Annotated in this window: 18 protein-coding genes; 12 read left to right on the top strand and 6 right to left on the bottom strand. The window is 39.2% G+C overall.

The features are described 5' to 3' along the window. Positions 1-67: 67 nt before the first annotated feature. The 7 genes from rplA to ADM33_RS02565 all read left to right on the top strand — a co-directional run bounded on the left by rplA (position 68) and on the right by ADM33_RS02565 (position 7,012). The gene (rplA, locus tag ADM33_RS02595) at positions 68-757 is read left to right on the top strand and encodes a 50S ribosomal protein L1 (RefSeq protein ID WP_001085672.1); all 690 of its coding nucleotides are present in this window, start codon (positions 68-70) and stop codon (positions 755-757) included. A 212-nt stretch (positions 758-969) separates the two neighbouring features. Further along, the gene (locus ADM33_RS02590; RefSeq protein WP_049503046.1) at positions 970-2,670 is read left to right on the top strand and encodes an acetolactate synthase large subunit; all 1,701 of its coding nucleotides are present in this window, start codon (positions 970-972) and stop codon (positions 2,668-2,670) included. Beyond that, complete coding sequence (ilvN, locus tag ADM33_RS02585) at positions 2,663-3,139, top strand: acetolactate synthase small subunit (protein WP_001253809.1); 477 nt, start codon at positions 2,663-2,665, stop codon at positions 3,137-3,139. The genes ADM33_RS02590 and ilvN overlap by 8 nt, the downstream gene beginning before the upstream one ends. A gap of 219 nt (positions 3,140-3,358) precedes the next feature. After that, a complete protein-coding gene (gene ilvC / locus ADM33_RS02580; RefSeq protein WP_045763621.1) occupies positions 3,359-4,381 on the top strand; it encodes a ketol-acid reductoisomerase in 1,023 nt (340 codons plus the stop codon). 80 nt (positions 4,382-4,461) lie between these two features. Continuing rightward, positions 4,462-5,712 carry a threonine ammonia-lyase IlvA gene (ilvA, locus tag ADM33_RS02575; protein ID WP_049503045.1) on the top strand — a complete coding sequence of 417 codons (1,251 nt, stop codon included), beginning with the start codon at positions 4,462-4,464 and terminating at the stop codon, positions 5,710-5,712. Positions 5,713-5,794: 82 nt separating this feature from the next. Beyond that, positions 5,795-6,691, top strand: a complete 897-nt coding sequence (locus ADM33_RS02570; RefSeq protein WP_000243418.1) for an SPFH domain-containing protein — start codon at positions 5,795-5,797, stop codon at positions 6,689-6,691. Between the two features lie 105 nt (positions 6,692-6,796). After that, positions 6,797-7,012 (top strand): hypothetical protein, encoded by a 216-nt coding sequence (locus tag ADM33_RS02565; RefSeq protein WP_001140700.1) that lies wholly within the window; start codon positions 6,797-6,799, stop codon positions 7,010-7,012. Between the two features lie 359 nt (positions 7,013-7,371). Here the strand turns inward: ADM33_RS02565 and ADM33_RS02560 are convergent, their stop codons facing one another. Both ADM33_RS02560 and ADM33_RS02555 read right to left on the bottom strand, forming a co-directional pair. Next, positions 7,372-8,112 carry an amino acid ABC transporter ATP-binding protein gene (locus ADM33_RS02560; RefSeq protein WP_000081949.1) on the bottom strand — a complete coding sequence of 247 codons (741 nt, stop codon included), beginning with the start codon at positions 8,110-8,112 and terminating at the stop codon, positions 7,372-7,374. Next, complete coding sequence (locus tag ADM33_RS02555; protein WP_049503044.1) at positions 8,112-9,677, bottom strand: ABC transporter substrate-binding protein/permease; 1,566 nt, start codon at positions 9,675-9,677, stop codon at positions 8,112-8,114. The genes ADM33_RS02560 and ADM33_RS02555 overlap by 1 nt, the downstream gene beginning before the upstream one ends. A 130-nt stretch (positions 9,678-9,807) precedes the next feature. Here ADM33_RS02555 and ADM33_RS02550 point away from each other — a divergent pair, with 130 nt between their 5' ends. Both ADM33_RS02550 and ADM33_RS02545 read left to right on the top strand, forming a co-directional pair. Next, positions 9,808-11,700, top strand: a complete 1,893-nt coding sequence (locus ADM33_RS02550; RefSeq protein ID WP_049503043.1) for a DUF2207 domain-containing protein — start codon at positions 9,808-9,810, stop codon at positions 11,698-11,700. A gap of 61 nt (positions 11,701-11,761) precedes the next feature. Beyond that, positions 11,762-12,607, top strand: coding sequence for an undecaprenyl-diphosphate phosphatase (locus ADM33_RS02545; RefSeq protein ID WP_049503042.1), 846 nt, complete (start codon positions 11,762-11,764; stop codon positions 12,605-12,607). A gap of 36 nt (positions 12,608-12,643) precedes the next feature. Here the strand turns inward: ADM33_RS02545 and dinB are convergent, their stop codons facing one another. Further along, a complete protein-coding gene (gene dinB, locus ADM33_RS02540) occupies positions 12,644-13,705 on the bottom strand; it encodes a DNA polymerase IV (protein ID WP_049503041.1) in 1,062 nt (353 codons plus the stop codon). A 236-nt stretch (positions 13,706-13,941) separates the two neighbouring features. Between dinB and pflB the strand changes: the two genes are divergently transcribed. Then, positions 13,942-16,257: a formate C-acetyltransferase gene (gene pflB, locus ADM33_RS02535; protein ID WP_049503040.1), complete on the top strand. Its 2,316-nt coding sequence runs from the start codon at positions 13,942-13,944 to the stop codon at positions 16,255-16,257. A 402-nt stretch (positions 16,258-16,659) separates the two neighbouring features. After that, complete coding sequence (locus ADM33_RS02530) at positions 16,660-18,762, top strand: AAA family ATPase (protein ID WP_049503039.1); 2,103 nt, start codon at positions 16,660-16,662, stop codon at positions 18,760-18,762. Positions 18,763-18,821: 59 nt separating this feature from the next. On the opposite strand, the gene ADM33_RS02525 is transcribed toward ADM33_RS02530, so the two are convergent. Continuing rightward, on the bottom strand, positions 18,822-19,304 hold the full coding sequence (locus ADM33_RS02525) for an S-ribosylhomocysteine lyase (RefSeq protein ID WP_049503064.1): 483 nt from the start codon (positions 19,302-19,304) through the stop codon (positions 18,822-18,824). A 222-nt stretch (positions 19,305-19,526) separates the two neighbouring features. On the opposite strand from ADM33_RS02525, the gene ADM33_RS02520 reads away from it, so the two are divergent. Beyond that, complete coding sequence (locus ADM33_RS02520; RefSeq protein ID WP_049503038.1) at positions 19,527-21,509, top strand: peptide ABC transporter substrate-binding protein; 1,983 nt, start codon at positions 19,527-19,529, stop codon at positions 21,507-21,509. A gap of 366 nt (positions 21,510-21,875) precedes the next feature. Here the strand turns inward: ADM33_RS02520 and pbp1a are convergent, their stop codons facing one another. Then, the gene (gene pbp1a / locus ADM33_RS02515) at positions 21,876-24,038 is read right to left on the bottom strand and encodes a penicillin-binding protein PBP1A (RefSeq protein ID WP_049503037.1); all 2,163 of its coding nucleotides are present in this window, start codon (positions 24,036-24,038) and stop codon (positions 21,876-21,878) included. Beyond that, the gene (recU, locus tag ADM33_RS02510) at positions 24,035-24,631 is read right to left on the bottom strand and encodes a Holliday junction resolvase RecU (RefSeq protein WP_049503036.1); all 597 of its coding nucleotides are present in this window, start codon (positions 24,629-24,631) and stop codon (positions 24,035-24,037) included. Before recU ends, pbp1a begins: the two co-directional genes overlap by 4 nt. Positions 24,632-24,654 lie beyond the last annotated feature (23 nt).

Raw genomic sequence — 24,654 nt, 5'->3', positions numbered from 1 at the left:
CTTCATCATTTCGAGAAGTGACGTGGGAGATGAAAATCGATTGAACCACTTACAAGGAGAATAGAAAATGGCTAAAAAAAGCAAACAACTTCGTGCTGCTCTTGAAAAGATCGACAGCACAAAAGCATACAGCGTAGAAGAAGCTGTAGCTCTTGCAAAAGAAACTAACTTTGCAAAATTTGATGCAACTGTAGAAGTTGCTTACAACTTGAACATTGACGTTAAAAAAGCTGACCAACAAATCCGTGGAGCAATGGTATTGCCAAACGGTACTGGTAAAACAGCTCGCGTTCTTGTATTTGCACGTGGTGCAAAAGCTGAAGAAGCAAAAGCTGCTGGTGCAGACTTCGTTGGTGAAGATGACCTTGTTGCTAAAATCAACGACGGTTGGTTGGACTTCGACGTAGTTATCGCTACACCTGACATGATGGCTCTTGTTGGACGTCTTGGACGTGTCCTTGGACCTCGTAACTTGATGCCAAACCCTAAAACTGGTACTGTAACAATGGATGTTGCTAAAGCAGTTGAAGAGTCTAAAGGTGGTAAAATCACTTACCGTGCAGACCGTGCAGGTATCGTACAAGCGATCATCGGTAAAGTTTCATTTGAAGCTGACAAGTTGGTTGAAAACTTCAAAGCATTCAACGAAACAATCCAAAAAGCTAAACCAGCTACTGCTAAAGGAACTTACGTAACAAGCTTGACAATCACAACTACTCAAGGTGTTGGTATCAAGGTTGACGTTAACTCACTTTAATTAGTAATGATTTAATATGAAAGGTTGAAGACAAGTCTGTCTCAACCTTTTTTCTATTAAAAAAATAAAAATACGTATAAACTTTCTAATCTATTTGATATTGTAAAGTATCTAGATAGAAAATTCAGAAAATTTGCTCTTTTCTCTTGAAAATTTTTGAAAAAATGGTATGATAGTAACAAGCTATTTTTAAGAGAAGAGAAAGGGGAACGATGGAGAAAATCATTTTAGACTCACCTAAGACGGGATCGGATCTTGTTTTGGAAACACTTCGCGACTTAGGAATCGACACGATTTTTGGTTATCCTGGTGGAGCAGTACTTCCTTTATATGATGCTATTTATAATTTTAAGGGAATCCGCCATATTCTAGGTCGCCATGAGCAGGGCTGTCTTCACGAAGCTGAAGGTTATGCTAAGTCAACAGGAAAACTGGGTGTTGCAGTCGTCACAAGCGGACCAGGAGCTACAAATGCCATTACAGGGATCGCAGATGCTATGAGCGATAGTGTTCCCCTTTTGGTCTTCACAGGACAAGTTGCAAGAGCGGGAATCGGTAAGGATGCCTTTCAAGAAGCTGATATCGTTGGTATCACCATGCCAATCACTAAGTACAATTATCAGGTTCGAGAAACTGCGGATATTCCGCGAATTATTACAGAAGCTGTGCATATTGCGACTACAGGTCGTCCAGGGCCAGTCGTCATTGACCTACCAAAAGATGTTTCTGCGCTTGAGACAGACTTCATTTACTCTCCAGAGATAGATTTACCAAGTTATCAGCCAACACTTGAGCCAAATGATATGCAAATCAAGAAAATCTTGAAACAATTGTCTAAGGCTAAAAAACCAGTCTTGCTAGCTGGGGGTGGGATTAGTTACGCTGAGGCTGCAGCAGAGTTAAATGAATTTGCAGAGCGTTATCAAATTCCAGTTGTGACAAGTCTTTTGGGACAGGGAACAATTGCAACTAGCCATCCACTGTTTTTGGGAATGGGTGGAATGCATGGTTCCTTTGCAGCAAATATTGCCATGACTGAGGCTGATTTTATGATTTCTATTGGTTGTCGCTTTGATGACCGTTTGACTGGAAATCCTAAAACCTTTGCTAAGAATGCAAAAGTAGCACATATTGATATCGATCCTGCAGAGATTGGTAAGATTATCGCAGTTGATATTCCAGTTGTCGGTGATGCGAAAAAGGCTTTGCAGCAGTTACTAGCTGAGCCAATCGTTCGTAACAATACTGAAAAGTGGATTGAAAAAGTTACCAAAGATAAGAATCGTGTTCGTTCTTATGATAAGAAAGAACGTGTGGTTCAACCTCAAGCAGTTATTGAACGCGTTGGTGAGTTGACCAATGGCGATGCCATTGTCGTAACAGACGTTGGACAACACCAAATGTGGACGGCTCAATATTATCCTTACCAAAACGAGCGTCAATTGGTAACATCAGGTGGTCTAGGAACCATGGGATTCGGAGTCCCAGCAGCTATTGGTGCTAAGATTGCTAATCCAGATAAAGAAGTTGTTCTCTTTGTCGGAGACGGTGGTTTCCAGATGACTAATCAGGAATTGGCAATCTTGAATATCTACAAGATTCCAATCAAGGTCATCATGCTTAATAACCATTCACTTGGGATGGTTCGTCAATGGCAAGAAGCCTTCTACGATGGTCGAACATCAGAGTCAGTCTTTGATAGCCTTCCAGATTTCCAATTGATGGCTCAAGCCTATGGAATTAAGAATTATAAGTTTGATAATCCTGAAACTCTTGAGAAGGATTTGGAAGTCATCATGGAAGATGAACCAATGTTCATCGAAGTAGACATTTCTCGGAAAGAACATGTTTTACCGATGGTACCAGCTGGTAAGAGTAATCATGAGATGTTGGGGGTGAAGTTTAATGCGTAGAATGTTAACAGCCAAACTTCAAAACCGTTCAGGTGTTCTCAATCGCTTCACAGGAGTCTTATCGAGACGCCAAGTCAATATCGAAAGCATTTCTGTTGGCGCAACGGAAAATCCTAACGTATCACGGATTACCATTATCATCGATGTTGCCTCACATGATGAGGTGGAGCAAATCATCAAACAACTTAATCGTCAGATTGATGTAATTCGTATTCGTGATATTACGGATCAGCCCCACTTAGAACGAGAAGTAATTCTTATAAAGGTTTCAGCGCCTGCTGAAAAACGTGCAGAAATTTTGGCTATTATCCAACCTTTCCGTGCAACAGTAGTCGATGTAGCTCCAAGTTCCATTACCATTCAGATGACTGGGAATGCAGAAAAGAGTGAAGCTTTGATTCGAGTCATTCGACCTTACGGTATTAAGAATATCGCTCGTACGGGTGCAACTGGATTTACCCGCGACTAATACTCTTCGTAAATCAAATTCAAACTACGTTAGCGTCGCTTTGCCGTAGGTATATGTTACTGACTTCGTCAGTCTTATTTACAACCTCAAAGCAGTGCTTTGAGCAACCTACAGCTAGCTTCCTAGTTTGCTCTTTGATTTTCATTGAGTAAAAGAATCCAACTTAAATTTGTTAAACTAGCCTAACAGGCAATAAAAATAGAAAAGAGAGAAAAAACTATGGCAGTTCAAATGGAATACGAAAAAGATGTAAAAGTAGCAGCACTTGACGGTAAAAAAATCGCCGTTATCGGTTATGGTTCACAAGGTCATGCTCACGCTCAAAACTTGCGTGATTCAGGTCGTGATGTGATCATCGGTGTACGTCCAGGTAAATCTTTTGACAAAGCAAAAGAAGATGGTTTTGATACATACACAGTAGCAGAAGCAACTAAATTGGCTGATGTTATCATGATCTTGGCACCAGATGAAATCCAACAAGAATTGTACGAAGCAGAAATTGCTCCAAACTTGGAAGCTGGAAATGCTGTTGGATTTGCACATGGTTTCAACATCCACTTTGAATTCATCAAAGTTCCTGCAGATGTTGATGTCTTCATGTGTGCTCCTAAAGGACCAGGACACTTGGTACGTCGTACTTACGAAGAAGGATTTGGTGTTCCAGCGCTTTACGCTGTCTACCAAGATGCAACAGGAAATGCTAAAGACATCGCTATGGACTGGTGTAAAGGTGTTGGTGCAGCTCGTGTAGGTCTTCTTGAAACAACTTACAAAGAAGAAACTGAAGAAGACTTGTTTGGTGAACAAGCAGTTCTTTGTGGTGGTTTGACTGCCCTTATCGAAGCTGGTTTTGAAGTCTTGACAGAAGCTGGTTATGCTCCAGAATTGGCTTACTTTGAAGTTCTTCACGAAATGAAATTGATCGTTGACTTGATCTATGAAGGTGGATTCAAGAAAATGCGTCAATCAATTTCAAACACTGCTGAATATGGTGACTATGTCTCAGGACCACGTGTAATCACTGAACAAGTCAAAGAAAACATGAAAGCAGTTCTTGCGGACATCCAAAACGGTAAATTCGCCAACGACTTTGTGAATGACTACAAAGCTGGACGTCCAAAATTGACTGCCTACCGTGAACAAGCAGCCAACCTTGAAATTGAAAAAGTTGGTGCAGAATTGCGTAAAGCAATGCCATTTGTCGGTAAAAACGACGATGATGCATTCAAGATCTACAACTAATTTTTAAGAATATAAACAGAAGGCGAGTTGGGGGGAACCTAACTCGCTTTTTATCTTGAAAACTCATCTAGGAGGAGATTATGCTAAGTGCAAAAGATGTGGTGAAAGCCCACAAGGTTTTGAGTGGTGTAGTAGCCAATACTCCACTTGACTACGATCATTATTTATCAGAAAAATACGGAGCGAAAATTTATCTTAAGAAGGAAAATGCTCAACGTGTCCGTTCTTTTAAAATTCGTGGAGCTTATTACGCTATTTCGCAATTGACAAAAGAGGAGCGTGAACGTGGTGTAGTGTGTGCTTCGGCGGGAAATCACGCTCAAGGAGTTGCCTACACATGTAATGAGATGAAGATCCCTGCAACAATCTTTATGCCAATTACGACACCTCAACAGAAAATTGGTCAGGTCCGTTTCTTTGGAGGAGATTTTGTTACGATCAAATTAGTAGGGGATACTTTTGATGCTTCAGCCAAGGCTGCTCAAGACTTTACTGTAGCTGAAAATCGTACTTTTATTGATCCCTTTGATGATCCCTATGTTCAAGCTGGTCAGGGTACGGTAGCCTATGAAATTTTAGAAGAAGCTCGTAAAGAATCTATTGATTTTGATACTGTCTTGGTACCTGTTGGAGGTGGAGGCCTCATTTCAGGTGTTTCTACTTATATTAAAGAAACAAATTCTCAGATTGAGGTCATTGGAGTAGAGGCTGAAGGTGCTCGTTCTATGAAGGCTGCCTTTGAAGCTGGAGGACCGGTTAAACTTAAAGAAATTGATAAGTTTGCGGATGGAATTGCAGTGCAAAAGGTAGGACAGTTGACCTATGAAGCAACACGCAAACATGTAGAAACTCTTATCGGAGTAAATGAAGGCTTGATTTCTGAGACCTTAATTGATCTCTACTCTAAACAAGGTATCGTAGCAGAACCTGCGGGTGCTGCTAGTGTTGCAGCTCTAGAAGTATTATCCGATTATATTAAAGGCAAGACTATTTGTTGTATCATTTCTGGAGGGAATAATGACATCAACCGTATGCCAGAGATGGAAGAACGTGCCTTGATTTATGATGGTATCAAGCATTACTTTGTAGTGAATTTCCCACAACGTCCGGGAGCACTTCGAGAGTTTGTAAATGATATCTTAGGACCTCATGATGATATTACTCGTTTTGAATATATCAAACGAGCTAGCAAGGGAACTGGTCCAGTACTAATAGGGATTGCACTTGCTGATAAACATGATTATGCTGGATTGATTCACCGGATGGAAAAATTCGACCCGTCTTATATTAACTTGAATGGGAATGAGACCCTATATAATATGCTTGTTTAATATGCTATGAAATTTTTATCATATTATTTGCCTAACCTATTTACTAGTGCTATAATGTAAGTGAAGAAAGGGGGAGATTCCCATGGTTTTAAAAGTTATACTTGTTCTAATTATTCTAATGCTTATTGTGGGAGCTATATTAATGAGCTCAATCTATGTTGTTCGACAACAATCAGTAGCTATCATTGAACGATTTGGTAAGTATCAAAAATTGAGCAATAGTGGTATTCACCTAAGAGCACCATTTGGAATTGATAAAATTGCAGCTCGTGTACAACTGCGTCTCTTGCAAAGTGAAATCGTTGTGGAAACCAAGACTCAAGATAACGTATTTGTGACGATGAATGTTGCGACACAGTACCGAGTAAATGAACAAAATGTTACAGATGCTTACTATAAACTAATGAGACCTGAGGCTCAAATCAAATCTTATATTGAAGACGCATTGCGCTCATCAGTTCCTAAGTTAACTTTGGATGAATTGTTTGAGAAAAAGGATGAAATTGCATTAGAAGTTCAAAAACAAGTAGCGGAAGAAATGTCAACGTATGGGTACATTATCGTCAAAACGCTCATTACCAAAGTAGAGCCGGATGCGGAAGTCAAGCAATCGATGAATGAAATCAATGCTGCTCAACGTAAGAGAGTAGCAGCACAAGAATTGGCCGAAGCAGATAAAATTAAGATCGTAACAGCGGCCGAAGCAGAGGCAGAAAAGGATCGCTTACATGGTGTGGGGATCGCAGAGCAACGAAAAGCAATTGTTGATGGACTTGCTGATTCTATTAAAGAGTTAAAAGGAGCCAATGTTGAATTAACTGAAGAGCAAATCATGTCAATCTTGTTAACTAACCAGTATTTAGATACATTGAATAATTTTGCAGAAAAACAAGGTAATAATACAATTTTCTTACCAGCAAATCCTAACGGAGTTGAAGATATACGAACCCATATATTATCGGCTTTGAAAGCTAAGTAAATGTAATCTTAACGTCTTATTTGATTGGATATATGTTTTTTTATTGACAAATGCCATAAAAACGTATACAATTAAATATCGTAAAGAATAAAATAGGAGAAAAACATGGCTAAGACTAACTTTGAAAAAGTAGAATCAGTTGTTAGCTGGGTTCGTGATAAGAAGATCACTGGTTATCGTATTTCTAAAGAAACGAATGCACGTGAAATGTCTATCATTGCTCTAGCTCAAGGACGTGCAAAAGTTAAAAATATTTCCTTTGAAACAGCCCTTGGATTAATTGATTTCTATGAAAAAAATCATGAAAAATTTGAAGATTAATCTTTGGATACAAGCAGACTCTAATTAGGGTCTGCTTTTATTTATGGAACGGCGAAATAGCCATACTATGACCTACTAAACAAATCTATCTGTTAGAATGAACTAGGTTGACAGTAGAGGAGTGATCTCACTCATGAAAATCAAATAAAAGATTAGGAAGAGAGCTACAAGCATTACTTGCTCAGGAAAAAGAAGAAGGGATAAAAGTGATTTTTAAAGTATATAAAAAGAGGTCGGGATAAAAAACTCCGACCTTGATTTTTATATTCTTATGTTCATGAGCCTTTGACTCAATGTTGATTGGGGATTGAATAGGAAAACAACTCTTGGTTTAATAGGTTTATTCAACCGCTTTTGTCTTATCCTAAATAGCGTTGTAAAAATTCTCTTGTACGTTCCTCTTTAGGATTTGTAAATAAATCTTCAGGTTTGCCTTCTTCTGCAATCACACCTTTGTCCATAAATATGACACGGTGTGATACGTCACGAGCAAATTCCATTTCGTGGGTTACAACGATCATTGTTAAGCCTTCTTGAGCGAGTTCTTGCATGATTTTTAGAACTTCACCGACCATTTCAGGATCAAGGGCTGAGGTTGGCTCATCAAAGAGAATGGCATCAGGGTTCATAGAAAGTGCGCGAGCAATGGCGACACGTTGCTTTTGACCACCTGAAAGTTGCTTAGGTTTAGCTTGCCAGTAGCGCTCTCCCATTCCAACTTTTTCAAGGTTTTCTTTAGCAATTTTCTCTGCTTCTGATCGTTCACGTTTGAGAACGGTTGTCTGTGCAACAATCGTATTTTCAAGAACATTGAGATTTTCAAAGAGGTTAAAGGATTGGAAAACCATACCTAGTTTTTCACGATAGTGAGTGAGATTATAGCCTTTCTCGAGGACATTTTCACCGTGATAAAGGATTTCACCTTCAGTTGGTGTTTCGAGAAGATTGATAGAACGTAGGAAGGTTGATTTACCGCTACCAGAACTACCGATGATAGAAATCACTTCACCTTTGTGAATAGTGAGAGAGATATCTTTTAGGACCTCGTTTTGCCCGTAGGATTTTTTGAGGTGTTTGATTTCAAGGATTGGTTGACTCATTATTTCAAATCCTCCGTTTGCATTTGGTTAGCACCTGTCGTGTAGGTATCCATATCCATACGTTTTTCAATGAAGCGGAGGATACGCGTTACTGTGAAGGTGAGGACAAAGTAGATAACTGCTATGATGGTAAAGGTTTGGAAGTACTGGTAGGTTTGTGTTGCTACTGTATTTCCTGAGAAGTAAAGCTCTACAACAGAGATAACGTTCAATACAGAAGTATCCTTGATGTTGATGACGAACTCATTACCAGTTGCTGGTAGAATATTTCTAACAACTTGAGGCAAAACGATCTTACGCATGGTTTGATTATGAGTCATACCAAGTGCAGTAGCTGCTTCAAATTGTCCTTTGTCAACAGCTAGGATACCACCACGAACGATTTCGGTCATGTAGGCACCGGTATTGATAGAAACGATAAAGATAGCAGCCAGAGTACGGTCTAGGTTGATTCCGAAAGCCTGGGCAGTTCCATAGTAGATAACCATAGATTGTACAATCATAGGTGTTCCACGGAAAATTTCAATATAGATATTGAGAATCCAACCGATTAGTTTTTGGATTCCAAATATAAATTGGTTTTCAGATAGAGGTGCCGTACGGAAAACACCGATAGCAAGACCGATAGCGAGACCAACGATGGTACCGATAATTGAAATGAGAAGGGTAATACCAGCACCACGCAAGAGTTGTTGCCAGTTTTCAGTAAGAATTTTAGCGACTTGGCCAAAGAAATTACTGTTGCTGTCTTCTGTCGTTGTAGATTCTGCTGGTTGCTCTTTGATCATACGATCCATGAGAGCAACTTGTTCATCTTTAGAAATAGTTTCAATACTAGCATTGATTTGGCTGATACGTTCGTCGTCTTTACGAAGACCGATAGCGATAGAGGTATCCTCTTCTCCAGTTTTAAAACCAGGTTCAGGCTGAATCATTTTGAACTTAGCGTTTGCTGATTCGGCAGTTAGGGCTTCTGGTCGTTCAGAAACATAGGCATCAATGACACCAGCTTCAAGAGCTTGACGCATTTGAGCGAAATCTCCCATGGCAGTTTCCTTCTGAGCGCCTGAGATTTGTGAAATCAAGTCGTAAAGGTAAACACCTTGTTGAGAAGTGATTTTTGCTCCGCTAAAGTCATCTAATGATTTGGCGTTAGCATAGGCAGAATCCTTTTTGACCAAAAGTACTGGTTCGCTAGTATAGTAGCTGCTTGAAAATGCAATTTCTTGTTTGCGTTCAGCAGTTGGGCTCATACCTGCAACGATCATATCAATCTTACCAGAAGTAAGGGCTGGAACAAGTCCTTCCCACTTGGTTTTAACAACCAAGGGCTCTTTACCTAGGTCCTTAGCAATCTTTTTAGCTATTTGGACGTCGTAACCATTAGCATATTGGTTGGTTCCATCAATTTTGACAGCGCCGTTACTGTCGTCATCTTGAGTCCAGTTAAAGGGTGCGTAGGCTGCCTCCATACCGATGCGTAAATATTCATCGGCTTGGACCTGGCTAACTAGTCCTAAAGTAAGAGCCAGGCTAGCAAGGATAGTTAAGCATAATTTTTTCATGATTTCTCCTATTTCTAGTCTAAAATTGCTTCTCTCTATTGTATCGAAAAAGCGGAACTTTTTCAATCTTAGTAAATCCTTACTTGTAAAAAAATGATATAATGAGAAAAAGGTTAAAAGGGGCTATATTATGAAAAAAAGATGGTTAATAGTACTTATATTTACTTGTCTGATAATTGTTCCAAAATTGGTTTTTGCCGTGGATTATAGCATTCCATCCTATAAAGGAGAACTGTATATTCATGCAGACAATACAGCGGAATTTAGGCAGAAGATAGTTTACCAGTTTGAGGAGGACTTTAAGGGCCAAATCGTGGGACTTGGACGTGCTGGCAAGATGCCTAGCGGATTTTATATTGATCCTCAGCCAAAGGTTGAGGCATCTAAAAATGGTCATAAAATCGAAAATCTTACTAGCGAAGTGACAGAAGAAACGAATGGTTATACTGTTAAAGTCTATAATCCAGGTCAGGAAGGGGATAGGGTCGAAGTGGAACTTACCTGGCAATTGAAAAATCTTCTTTTTTTATATGATGATATCGCTGAATTAAATTGGCAACCCTTAACAGATAGTTCAGAATCTATTGAAAAATTTGAGTTTCATGTGATGGGAGATAATGGGGCCGAAAAACTCTTTTTCCACACAGGGCAACTCTATAGAGAGGGAAGGATTGAACAGAGTGGTCATGACTATACGATTCGTTTAGACAATCTTCCGTCTAAGCGTGGAGTTGAGTTGCATGCCTACTGGCCTCGAACTGATTTTGCTAGCGCTACAGATCAGGGCTTAAAAGGGAATCGTTTAGAAGAGTTTAATAAGATAGAAGAGTCGATTGTTAGAGAAAAAGATCAGAGTAAACAACTCGTTACTTGGGTATTCCCTTTGCTACTTTCCATTTCCTTGTTATTGAGCGTCTGCTTCTATTTTATCTATAGAAGAAAGACCACTCCTTCAGTCAAATATGCTAAAAATCATCGTCTCTATGAGCCACCAATGGAATTAGAGCCTATGGTTTTATCGGAGGCTGTCTACTCGACCTCCTTGGAGGAAGTGAGTCCTCTAACCAAAGGAGCAGGTAAATTCACCTTTGACCAACTTATTCAAGCTACCTTGCTAGATGTGATAGACCGTGGGAATGTCTCTATTATTTCAGAAGGAGATGCAGTTGGCTTGAGGCTGGTAAAAGAAGATGGTTTGTCAAGTTTTGAGAAAGACTGCTTAAATCTGGCCTTTTCAGGAAAAAAAGAAGCAACTCTTTCCAATTTGTTTGCGGATTACAAGGTATCTGATAGTCTTTATCGTAGAGCAAAAGTCTCTGATGAAAAACGGATTCAAGCAAGGGGGCTTCAGCTTAAATCTTCTTTCGAAGAAGCATTGAAAGAGATGCAAGAAGGAGTGAGAAAGCGAGTTTCCTTCTGGGGACTTCCAGATTATTATCGTCCTTTAACTGGTGGGGAAAAGGCCATGCAAGTAGGTATGGGACTCTCTACTATTCTACCCCTATTTATTGGATTTGGTTTGTTCTTGTATAGTTTGGATGTTCATGCTTATTTTTACCTCCCCTTGCCAATACTTGGTTTTCTAGGTTTGGTTTTGGCTGCTTTCTATTATTGGAAGCTTCGACTAGATAATCGTGATGGTGTCCTAAATGAAGCAGGAGCAGAAGTCTACTATCTCTGGACCAGTTTTGAAAATATGTTGCGTGACATTGCACGATTGGATCAGGCTGAGCTGGAAAGTATTGTTGTTTGGAATCGACTATTAGTGTATGCGACTTTGTTTGGATATGCTGACAAGGTTAGCCATTTGATGAAGGTTCACCAGATCCAAGTTGAAAATCCAGATATCAATCTCTATGTAGCCTATGGCTGGCATAGCATGTTTTACCATTCAACAGCACAAATGAGCCATTATGCTAGTGTCGCAAATACAGCAAGTACTTTCTCTGTATCATCTGGAAGCGGTAGCTCTGGTGGAGGTTTTTCAGGCGGTGGCGGTGGTGGCAGTATTGGTGCTTTCTAAAGAAAACTCAACACAGCCTTTAAAAGTATGATATAATGGAGGGTAGAAAAAGGAGTAATCTATGTATTTTTTTGAAATTTTAAAATCGATCTTTTTTGGGATTGTTGAAGGAATAACGGAGTGGTTGCCGATTTCAAGTACTGGTCACCTGATCCTAGCGGAAGAATTTATCCAATATAAAGACCAAAGTGAAGCCTTTATGTCTATGTTTAACGTGGTTATTCAACTTGGTGCAATCTTAGCCGTTATGGTTATCTACTTTAACAAACTTAATCCTTTCAAACCAGGGAAAGATAAAGTTCAAGTTCGTAGAACTTGGCAATTATGGTCAAAGGTTTTGGTTGCGACTTTACCTCTTCTCCTTGTCTTTAAGTTTGATGATTGGTTTGACACTCACTTCCATAATATGGTTTCAGTAGCCATTATGTTGATTGTTTATGGGGTTGCCTTTATCTATCTTGAAAAACGGAACAAAGCGCAAGCGATTGAGCCAACAGTCACAGAGCTAGACAAGTTGCCTTATAAAACGGCCCTCTATATCGGACTTTTCCAAGTCTTGGCTCTTTTACCTGGAACTAGCCGTTCGGGTGCCACTATCGTTGGTGGTTTGTTAAATGGAACTAGTCGTTCGGTGGTAACTGAGTTTACCTTCTATCTAGGAATTCCAGTTATGTTTGGAGCCAGTGCTTTGAAGATTTTTAAATTTATCAAAGCTGGAGAAGTGCTGAGTTTTGGTCAATTCTTCTTGCTCTTGGTAGCTATGGTAGTGGCTTTTGCAGTCAGCATGGTTGCCATTCGTTTCTTGACCAGCTATGTTAAAAAACACGACTTTACAATGTTTGGTAAATACCGTATTGTCTTAGGTAGTGTATTACTACTTTATAGCTTCGTTCGATTATTTGTATAAGAAAAAGCCTTGAGGGAAGCTACGTCCTTCAAGGTTTTAAAATCCAGTCACAGTGACACCCAATAAGCGAACGTCTTTATCTTTATCTGTCAGAGATTCGTAAAGTTGGATAGCCATTTGTGAAATAGTTTCAGCATCTTGGATCTTTTGAGATAAGCTTTTCCGCCTAGTCATTGTAGAAAAGTCAGCATAGCGGATTTTTAAAATAACAATCTTTCCAGATTTTTCATGTTTTTGAAGACTCAGGGCAACTCTTTTCGAAAGGAGAGTTAGCTCTTTTTTGATATCCTCTTCTAGATTGAGAATTTTACTATAAGTTTTTTCTTTTCCAATAGATTTACGAATGCGATTGGATTTGACGGGAGAATTATCAATGCCACGAGCCTTACGATACAAGTCAAAACCGAGTCGACCAAAACAATCAATGAGACTAATTTCAGGGATTTCTACGAGATCAGCTCCTGTAAATACCCCCATTTGATGCAATTTCTCAACTGTTTTCTTACCTACACCGTGGAATTTAGCGATATCCATTTGTTTGAGAAAATCTTCAGCTTCATCAGGGAGAATAACTGTCAGACCTCGAGGTTTTTGGTAATCGCTGGCTATTTTAGCTAAGAATTTATTATAAGACACACCAGCAGAAGCAGTCAGATGAAGTTCTTGCCAAATATCTTGTTGAATTAGTCTAGCGATTTTAACAGCGGACTTGATGCCGAGTTTGTTTTCAGTCACGTCTAGATAAGCTTCATCGATACTCATAGGCTCGATATTATCCGTATAACGTTTGAAAATAGCTCGAATCTGTTGACCGACAGCAGTATATTTTTCGTAGTTTCCAGAAATGAAAACAGCTTGAGGGCAACGTTCATAGGCTTCTTTAGAACTCATAGCTGAGTGGATACCGAATGCTCTCGCTTCATAACTACAAGTTGAAACAACGCCCCGACCACCTGTTTTCCTAGGGTCACTACCAATCACAACTGGCTTCCCTTTAAGTTTGGGATTGTCGCGAATTTCAACAGCAGCAAAAAAGGCATCCATGTCAATATGGATGATTTTACGAGATAAATCATTCATTAGTGGAAAAATCAACATGAAGAAACCTCTCAGTGCTAGTTTGTTTAATTTTATTATACTCTTTTTCTGAAAAAATGAAAATCAAATAATCTCTTTCAAAAATATAATACAGTTTGTGATATATTTTGAACTGTATTAGAAAAGAAAGTGTTTAAAAAGTGAGTTTTTAGTTGTTGAAATCGTTTACTGTGTGTTATACTGAATACATGAATGTAACAGATGACTGTTACTAGAAAGAAAAAAGAGGAATTAACATGGTTGTTAAGACAGTTGTTGAAGCACAGGACATTTTTGACAAAGCTTGGGAAGGCTTTAAAGGTGTTGACTGGAAAGAAAAAGCAAGTGTATCACGCTTTGTACAAGCAAACTACACTCCTTATGATGGAGATGAAAGCTTCCTTGCAGGACCAACAGAACGTTCACTTCACATCAAAAAAATCGTAGAAGAAACTAAAGCACACTACGAAGAAACTCGTTTCCCAATGGACACTCGTCCAACTTCTATTGCTGATATTCCTGCTGGATTTATCGACAAAGAAAACGAAGTGATCTTTGGTATCCAAAATGATGAACTCTTCAAATTGAACTTCATGCCAAAAGGTGGTATCCGTATGGCTGAAACAACTTTGAAAGAAAATGGATACGAACCAGATCCAGCTGTTCACGAAATCTTCACTAAATATGTAACAACAGTTAACGACGGTATCTTCCGTGCCTACACTTCAAACATTCGTCGTGCTCGTCACGCTCACACTGTAACTGGTCTTCCAGATGCCTACTCACGTGGACGTATCATCGGTGTTTACGCACGTCTTGCTCTTTACGGAGCAGACTACTTGATGCAAGAAAAAGTCAACGACTGGAATGCAATCAAAGAAATCGATGAAGAAACAATCCGCCTTCGTGAAGAAGTAAACCTTCAATACCAAGCATTGCAACAAGTTGTACGCTTGGGAGACCTTTACGGAGTTGATGTTCGTAAACCAGCGATGAACGTTAAAGAAGCTATCCAATGGGTTAACATTGCCTTTATGGCTGTCTGCCGTGTTATCAACGGTGCGGCTACATCTCTTGGACGTGTGCCAATCGTATTGGATATCTTTGCAGAACGTGACCTTGCTCGTGGTACATTTACTGAATCAGAAATCCAAGAATTTGTTGATGATTTCGTTATGAAACTTCGTACAGTTAAATTTGCTCGTACAAAAGCTTATGACCAATTGTACTCAGGTGACCCAACCTTCATCACAACTTCTATGGCAGGTATGGGTAACGACGGTCGTCACCGTGTTACTAAGATGGACTACCGTTTCTTGAACACTCTTGACAACATCGGTAACTCTCCAGAACCAAACTTGACAGTTCTTTGGACTGACAAATTGCCATACAACTTCCGTCGCTACTGTATGCACATGAGCCACAAACACTCTTCAATTCAATACGAAGGTGTAACGACAATGGCTAAAGATGGATATGGTGAAATGAGCTGTATCTCATGTTGTGTATCTCCACTTGACCCAGAAAACGAAGAACAACGTCACAACATCCAGTACTTCGGTGCTCGCGTTAACGTTCTTAAAGCTCTTCTTACTGGTTTGAATGGTGGTTACGACGATGTTCATAAAGACTACAAAGTATTTGATATCGAACCAATCCGTGACGAAGTTCTTGAATTCGAATCAGTTAAAGCTAACTTTGAAAAATCTCTTGACTGGTTGACAGACACTTACGTAGATGCTTTGAACATCATCCACTACATGACTGATAAGTACAACTACGAAGCTGTTCAAATGGCCTTCTTGCCAACTAAACAACGTGCTAACATGGGATTCGGTATCTGTGGATTCGCTAACACTGTTGACACATTGTCAGCTATCAAGTACGCTACAGTTAAACCAATCCGTGACGAAAATGGCTACATCTACGATTATGAAACAATCGGTGAATACCCACGTTGGGGTGAAGATGACCCACGTTCAAACGAATTGGCAGAATGGTTGATCGAAGCTTACACAACTCGTCTACGTAGTCACAAACTTTACAAAGACGCAGAAGCTACAGTATCACTTTTGACAATCACATCTAACGTTGCTTACTCTAAACAAACTGGTAACTCACCAGTCCACAAAGGTGTATACCTCAACGAAGATGGTTCAGTGAACTTGTCTAAACTTGAATTCTTCTCACCAGGTGCTAACCCATCTAACAAAGCTAAAGGTGGATGGTTGCAAAACTTGAACTCACTTGCTAGCCTTGACTTTGGTTACGCAGCTGACGGTATCTCATTGACAACTCAAGTATCACCACGTGCTCTTGGTAAAACTCGTGACGAACAAGTTGATAACTTGGTAACAATCCTTGATGGTTACTTCGAAAACGGTGGACAACACGTTAACTTGAACGTTATGGACTTGAACGATGTTTACGAAAAGATCATGTCAGGTGAAGACGTAATCGTACGTATCTCAGGATACTGTGTAAATACTAAGTACCTCACTCCAGAACAAAAAACTGAATTGACACAACGTGTCTTCCACGAAGTTCTTTCAATGGATGATGCATTGAGCTAAGATTCATAAATAGTAAATAAAAACCAGTCATTTTGACTGGTTTTTTGGTATAAAAAAATATTTAAAAAAGTTGGTCAAATTTGGTCAAATCTCTTGACTATTACTGACCAAAGTGATATACTGAAAACATAAGGATAAGAAAATCCTTAGAAAACCTTGATTTTAAGGTGATTGTCTATGTTATCTTAAGATCAAAGTATGGGTAAAACCTAGAAAAGAGGTACAACCTATGTTTAACATTAGTATTTTTAGAATTCCAATTACAAAATCTACATTGGATAAAGAAAAACCAGACATTATACATAGAGTAGCAAATAGCTAGTCTAAATTTTTTAAAACAAAGGTCAGAGAAAGTCAAAGTGATTTGACTAACTAATTTTGAAAACAAACGAGGTATGAAATATGAACAACAACTTTAATAACTTTAACAACATGGATGATTTATTTAACCAATTAATGGGCGGTATGCGTGGATACAGTTCAGAAAACCGTCGTTACTTGATTAACGGTCGTGAAGTAACACCTGAAGAATTTGCTATTTATCGTCAAACAGGGCAACTTCCAAGTGAAGGAAGTGACCAAGCTCAGTATGTTCAAGGTAAAGCTATGAAACAAGATGGTATTCTTGCAAAACTTGGACGTAACTTAACAGCTGAAGCTCGTGAAGGGAAGCTGGATCCGGTTATTGGACGTAATAAGGAAATTCAAGAAACATCTGAAATTCTTTCTCGTCGTACTAAGAACAACCCAGTCCTTGTAGGTGATGCTGGTGTCGGTAAAACAGCAGTAGTTGAAGGTTTGGCTCAAGCTATCGTGAATGGTGATGTTCCAGCAGCAATCAAGAATAAAGAAATTATCTCTATTGATATTTCAGGTCTTGAAGCTGGCACTCAATATCGTGGTAGCTTTGAAGAAAATATTCAAAACTTGGTAAAAGAAGTTAAAGAAGCTGGAAACATTATCCTCTTCTTCGACGAAATCCATCAAATCCTGGGTGCAGGTAGCACAGGAGATGGTCAAGGATCTAAAGGTCTTGCTGATATCTTGAAACCAGCTCTTTCACGTGGTGAATTGACAGTGATTGGTGCAACAACTCAAGACGAATACCGCAACACTATTTTGAAAAATGCTGCCCTTGCTCGTCGTTTCAATGAAGTGAAGGTCAATGCTCCATCTGCTGAAGATACTTTCAAGATTCTCCAAGGTATCCGTGATCTATATCAACAACACCATAATGTTATCTTGCCAGATGAAGTTTTGAAAGCGGCTGTTGATTACTCAGTACAATATATTCCTCAACGTAGCTTGCCAGATAAGGCTATTGACCTAGTCGATGTAACAGCTGCTCACTTGGCAGCACAACACCCAGTGACAGATGTACATGCTGTAGAGCATGAAATTGAAGAAGAAAAAGCTAAACAAGAAGCTGCAGCTGCTAAAGAGGATTATGAAGCGGCATTAAATGCAAAAATTCGTATTGAAGAACTGGAAAAGAAAATTGCCAACCATACAGAAGATCACAAGGTTACAGCGACTGTTAATGACGTAGCTGAGTCTGTCGAACGGATGACTGGAATCCCAGTATCACAAATGGGTGCTACTGATATCGAACGTTTGAAAGATATGGGTCACCGTTTGCAAACTAAGGTAATCGGCCAAGATAAAGCTGTTGAAGCAGTAGCACGTGCTATCCGTCGTAACCGTGCAGGATTTGACGAAGGGAACCGTCCAATCGGTAGCTTCCTCTTTGTAGGTCCTACTGGTGTTGGGAAGACTGAGTTGGCTAAACAATTGGCTCTTGATATGTTTGGAACTAAGGATGCTATCATCCGTTTGGACATGTCAGAATACAGCGACCGCACAGCCGTTTCTAAATTGATTGGTACAACAGCCGGTTATGTTGGTTACGATGATAACAACAACACTTTGACTGAACGTGTTCGTCGGAATCCATACTCAATCGTCCTTCTTGATGAAATTGAAAAGGCTGATCCTCAAGTCATCACCCTTCTCCTTCAAGTTTTGGATGATGGTCGTCTGACTGATGGTCAAGGTAATACTGTAAACTTTAAAAATACAGTGATTATCGCAACTTCAAATGCTGGCTTTGGTTACGAAGCAAACTTGACAGAAGAAGCGGATAAACCAGAACTCATGGATCGTTTGAAACCTTACTTCCGTCCAGAATTCCTCAATCGCTTCAACGCTGTGATTGAATTCTCACACTTGAGCAAGGAAGACCTTTCTAAGATTGTAGATTTGATGTTGGTTGATGTCAATAAGACACTTGCTAAGAAAGAGATCGACTTGGCAGTGAGTGACGCAGCCAAAGAATATATGACCGAAGAAGGTTATGATGAAGTCATGGGTGTTCGTCCACTCCGTCGTGTAGTTGAACAACAAATTCGTGACAAAGTCACAGACTTCCACTTGGATAATCTTGATGCTAAACACCTTGAAGCCGATATGGAAGATGGTGTCTTGGTCATTCGTGAAAAAGCCTAAATCAAGATTTAGAAAATAAAAAAAGGAACCAGTTCAAAAGCTGGTTTCTTTTTTTATTATCAGATGATATGGCGTTCAAAGGCATCATCAGAGATTCCTTGTTGGAGAATCAATTTAGCCCATTCCTTAGCTGAAAATAGGCTGTGGTCCTTGTAGTTCCCGCAAGATTCAATGGTAGTTCCTGGGACATCTTCCCAAGTTGTTGTTTCTGCGATTTCCTTTAGTGAATCCTTGATGACAGCAGCGATTTCTGCACTAGTATGACGTCCCCACATAATCATATGGAAACCTGTACGACAACCAAATGGTGAACAATCAATCATCCCGTCGATGCGAGTACGGATGAGCTTAGCCAATAGATGCTCAATAGTATGGAGGCCAGCAGTAGGGATAGAGTCTTCATTTGGTTGAACCAAGCGAATATCAAAGTTAGAAATAATATCTCCCTTAGGACCTGTTTCTTCCCCAATTAAACGGACATAAGGTGCTTTGACAATGGTGTGATCAAGTTCAAAACTTTCAACAATAACTTCTTTTGACATGGCATTTCCTTTCAACTTTCTCCTTTCATTATATCATAAAGATTTACTTGAAAACTGCTAATAAAGAGATTTTTCAAATATGAATGCCATAAAAGAGTCTGACTGTAAAAAATAATTTTAAAATGGCAATTGTTTTCAATTCAATTGGAAAAATTCTGAAAATTGTATTGACACATGGCTGAAAAGGGACTATAATGTATAAAAAGTCAAAAGGAGTTTATTATGAAATTTTCAAAAGTAATGGCCCTAGCAGGGGTGACTCTGTTAGCGTCAGGTGTTTTGGCAGCTTGTTCAGGTTCAGGCTCTAGTGCAAAGGGTGAGAAAACTTTTTCTTATGTTTATGAAACAGATCCAGATAGTCTCAACTATCTGACAACTGGTAAGGCTGCGGTTGCTAATATCACAAGTAATGTCATTGACGGTTTGATGGAGAATGACCGCTACGGTAACTTCGTGCCATCTTTGGCAGAAGATTGGTCAGTGTCCAAAGACGGGTTGACTTACACTTACACAATCCGTAAAGATGCTAAATGGTACACTTCTGAAGGAGAAGAGTATGCACCAGTTAAAGCGCAAGACTTTGTAACAGGTCTTAAGTATGCGGCTGATAATAAGTCAGAAGCCCTTTATCTTGTTCAAGAATCTATTAAAGGTTTGGATGCTTATGTAAAAGGTGAAGTTAAAGATTTCTCAGAAGTTGGAATTAAGGCTGTAGATGATCAAACAGTTCAATACACTTTGAACAAACCAGAAAGCTTCTGGAACTCTAAGACAACCATGGGAATTCTTGCACCAGTCAATGAAGAATTCCTTACTTCTAAAGGAAGTGACTTTGCTAAAGCAACAGATCCAAGCAGCATCCTTTATAATGGTCCTTTCTTGTTGAAATCATTGGTAGCAAAATCTTCAGTAGAATTTGAAAAGAATCCAAACTACTGGGATAAGGACAATGTTCATATTGATAAAGTAAAACTTTCATTCTGGGATGGTCAAGACAATAACAAACTTGCAGAAACTTTTAAAGATGGTGGTTTCTCAATGGCTCGTCTCTTCCCAACAAGTGGAAGCTACTCTGAACTTGAAAAAGAGTTTAAAGACAATATCGTTTATACACCACAAGATTCTTCAACCTTCTTAGTTGGTACAAATATTGACCGTCAGTCTTACAAATATACTTCTAAGACTACAGACGAGGAAAAGACTTCAACTAAGAAAGCTCTTCTTAACAAAGACTTCCGTCAAGCCATCGCCTTTGGTTTTGATAGAACAGCTTATGCTTCTCAAGTTAATGGAGCAAGCGGAGCAACAAAACTCCTTCGTAACTTGTTCGTACCACCAACATTTGTTCAAGCAGATGGTAAAAACTTTGGTGAATTAGTTAAGGAAAAATTGGTGACCTATGGTGATGAGTGGAAAGATGTTAATCTAGACGACGCTCAAGACGGTCTTTACAATCCTGAAAAAGCGAAAGCAGAATTTGCTAAGGCTAAGACAGCTCTCCAAGCAGAAGGTGTTCAATTCCCAATCCACTTGGATATGCCAGTTGACCAAACCAATACTACAAAAGTTCAACGTGTTCAATCATTGAAACAATCACTTGAAGCAACATTAGGAACTGATAACGTAGTCGTTGATATCCAACAACTTCAAAAAGATGAAGTTCTCAATGTCACTTACTTTGCTGAAACGGCTGCCGGTGAAGATTGGGATCTTTCAGATAACGTTGGTTGGTCTCCTGACTACATCGACCCATCTACATACCTTGATATCATCAAACCATCTGTAGGTGAAAATACTAAGACTTACCTAGGATTTGATTCAGGTACAAATAACGCTGCTGCCAAACAAGTTGGTTTGGAAGATTACGAAAAGATGGTTGTTGAAGCTGGAAATGAAGACACTGACGTTTCAAAACGTTATGATAAATATGCTGCAGCCCAAGCTTGGTTGACAGATAGTGCATTGATTATTCCAACAACTTCTCAAACTGGACGTCCAATGTTGTCTAAGATGGTACCATTCACACTTCCATTTGCTTACTCAGGTAACAAGGGTATGAGTGAAGCCCTCTTGTACAAATACCTTGAACTTCAAGATAAACCAGTAACTGCTGATGAGTATCAAAAAGCTCAAGATAAATGGAAGAAAGAAAAAGAAGAATCTAATAAAAAAGCGCAAGAAGATCTTGCAAATCATGTCAAATAAGAAAAAAGAGGCCGGACAAAAAGTCTGGCCTTTTGATATCATTCCTGAGACATCAGTTTGACATTTTGGTTATTGGTTCAGGCATTGCATTGAAGTAGTAGAACAGACTTTCTAAGTCACGCCCCAGTTCATAAATAAACTACATAAACATAAGGTGTCTTTTATCTATAATTTTAAACAGTTTTTTCGACTATTTAACTTGTGTTTGGGATAAGGTTGCGATTGAGATAACTTTGACAGTTTTTTAGTCTGTTAAGTTGTTTCGCTTCCTATTTTTAAAAAGTTTGGCTTTATAAAAATTAAGATTCTACCATAAAAAACTACATACAAAAAACTGAGAATAAATCCTCAGTTTTTTTATATATTTTATTGTTGTCTTCGTGGATTTTGTTGGGGTTGATTTTGTTGTTGAGAATTTGCAGATGAGTTTGGTTGCGTTGCATTTGGATTAGTAGTACCATTCGTATTTTCGTTTGAAGAGCTTTCACTTTCAGTTGTTGAAGTTGAACTTGAGCTAGAGCTCTCTGTTGTCGAACTTGCTTGAGTTGATTGTGGAATCCAGTTGCTGCGTGCACCATTCTTGAAGACGTAATCACCGCTTCTATAAAGTCCTTCAGGCATTGTCCAGTCACCAGGGGAATCATCTTCTGAGAGATAGGATATCATAGAACGGTAGATCTTTGCAGCAACTCTGAAACCATCTCCTGTGATAGGAGTAAGGCGATTAGAGTAACCTGTCCAAACAGCCATAGAATACTTACGGGTATATCCTACAAAATTTTCATCAGGTGTGACATAATCGTATCTCTTAATGTAATTTTCAATTTCATCATCTGTATAGTTTGATGTACCTGTCTTACCTGCTTGAGGAAGCCATGAAATATAAGCATCTCGACCTATACCAGAGTATAATACTGTTTTCATCATTTCTGTCATCATATAGGCAGTTGTTTCTTTCATAGCGCGAGTACCTTGATCAGAGAACTCTTTTGAACTACCGTCGCTAAAGACAACTTTATTGATGTACATTGGTTTATAATAGATACCACCGTTAGCGAAAGCAGCATAGGCAGCAGCCATTTTCTCACTACTTGCACCGTACTGTTTACCTGATTCGGTCGTATTACTTGAAATTGCGTTTGCGTATACCATGGTTGGATAATCAATGCCTAAACCATTTAGGAAACCTTTTGCTTTATCGAGTCCAACTCTATCGAGAGTTTCAACGGCTGGTACGTTCCGTGATTGTTGGATAGCTGTTTGTAGGGTGATATTGCCCAAATAGCCTCTATCCCAGTTGTAAAGAGGAGTGTTAGTACCAGGATAGTTGTAGGGAACATCTTTAAGCATATAAGCAGTTGAGTCATAGATATCATACTCTAGTGCGGGAGCGTAGTCCGTGATTGGTTTCATAGTTGAACCCCAGTCACGGTTTGTTTCCACTGCCTGGTTGGTACCAAAGGATACGTTGCTAGCTTGGTGGCGAGATCCGAGTTGGGCAATAACTTTACCGTTTGATACATCAACGATAGTAGAAGCCGCTTGGATATCATCATCAGGATAGTTTACGTATTGGTCAGTGTTATAGACGTCCCAAAGGTGTTTTTGTACCTCTTGGTCAACGTTGGTATAGACTTCCATACCTGTTGTTAATAGATTATAGCCTGTCTCTTGCTGAACTTGGTCAATAACCTCTTTAAGATAGTTATCCATGTACTGTGGATAGCTATTAACAGATTTTAGACTTTGAAGACCATCTGTGATTGGAGTATTGATGGCTGTTTCATATTGCTCGGCTGTAAGGTAACCTTGTTTTTGCATTTCTGACAAAACGAGGTTTCGTCTTTCAAGAGCTGCTTCAGGGTGAGAATAAGGATCGTATTGGTTTGGAGCCTGTGGCATACCTGCTAAGAGTGCTAACTGTGGAATGGACAAATCTTCGAGATCCTTACCATAGTAGTTCTCTGCAGCAGTTTGCATACCATAGTTACCATTTGACATGTAGACCTTATTGACGTAATAGGTCAATATTTCTTGTTTAGTTGCAGTTCGCTCTAGTTGGATAGCTAACCAAGCCTCTTGAACTTTACGGGATAGGGTTTGATCGGCTGTTGATGTTGAGAAGTAGGTCAATTTTATCAACTGCTGAGTCAAAGTCGATCCACCTTGAAGACCACTATTGCTTCGAAGGTTACGAAGGAAAGCTCCTGCTATACGAATGCTATCAATTCCTCTATGGTTAAAGAAACGGTGATCCTCGATAGAGACAATCGCATTGACAAGATTAGTAGGAATGTCACTACTTTGAGCATTGACACGACGTTCAGCGCCTAAATCTGCGATTAGTTCATTTTTGCTATCATAAATTTTACTTGATGTCGTTGCAACAAGTTTACTCTCGGAAAGTTCAGGAGCCTTGTTTGCATAGTAAAGAAATACACCACCACCAAATAGGAAAGCTGCGATAAATAAGCTAATTACACCAATGCCAAGGTATTTAGCGATGCGTAAGATAGTTTGTTTGTTCATATTGTTTTACCACCTAGTAAATGTTGTTTGACTGTATCAAGGTAAGGAATTTGTGGAAAGGCAGACTGCTCAATCACATAACCGAATTCTTTGATATAGTCAAGCGGCATTGACTTTTTACCCATATCCTGATGATAAAAACGGATGAGGTCAAGTGCCGGCAATAAATACGTTTCTTGATAAGAAGAAAAATGAAGAAGGACAAAGCAAATCCCTTTTTGATCAAGGACTTGTTCCATATGCCGAATCTGATGAGGATGGAAGTTCTTCATCGGAATCGCATGTTTTTGCTTGGTTTCCTTGGCTTCGAAATCGATGTAAAACCCTTCATAAACTCCAGAATAATCGGTAGTTGATGCTTGTCTAAAATAAGCTTCAACAATCTTTGCACGACTACGCTGAGGATAGTCTACGCGGACAATCTGAACAGGAGTTGGTTTTTTATGGATAACAGCCAAACCGTGTGTCAGATAATACTCGTTTGTAGCATTGATCATCTTTTCAAAGGTCATCCCACGATTTGCGAAATTTTTAGTTTGTGAGGTGACTTGTTGTTTTTTTTTTGATGAAAGTTTATGAGGATAGTTGACCATAATTCTCCTTATTGGTACAATAA

The organism is Streptococcus oralis (genome assembly GCF_001075875.1).
Taxonomy (GTDB): Bacteria; Bacillota; Bacilli; order Lactobacillales; family Streptococcaceae; genus Streptococcus; species Streptococcus oralis_I.
Note: the sequence above shows the minus strand (reverse complement) of the source record. Positions and strands in the feature narration are given on the sequence as shown.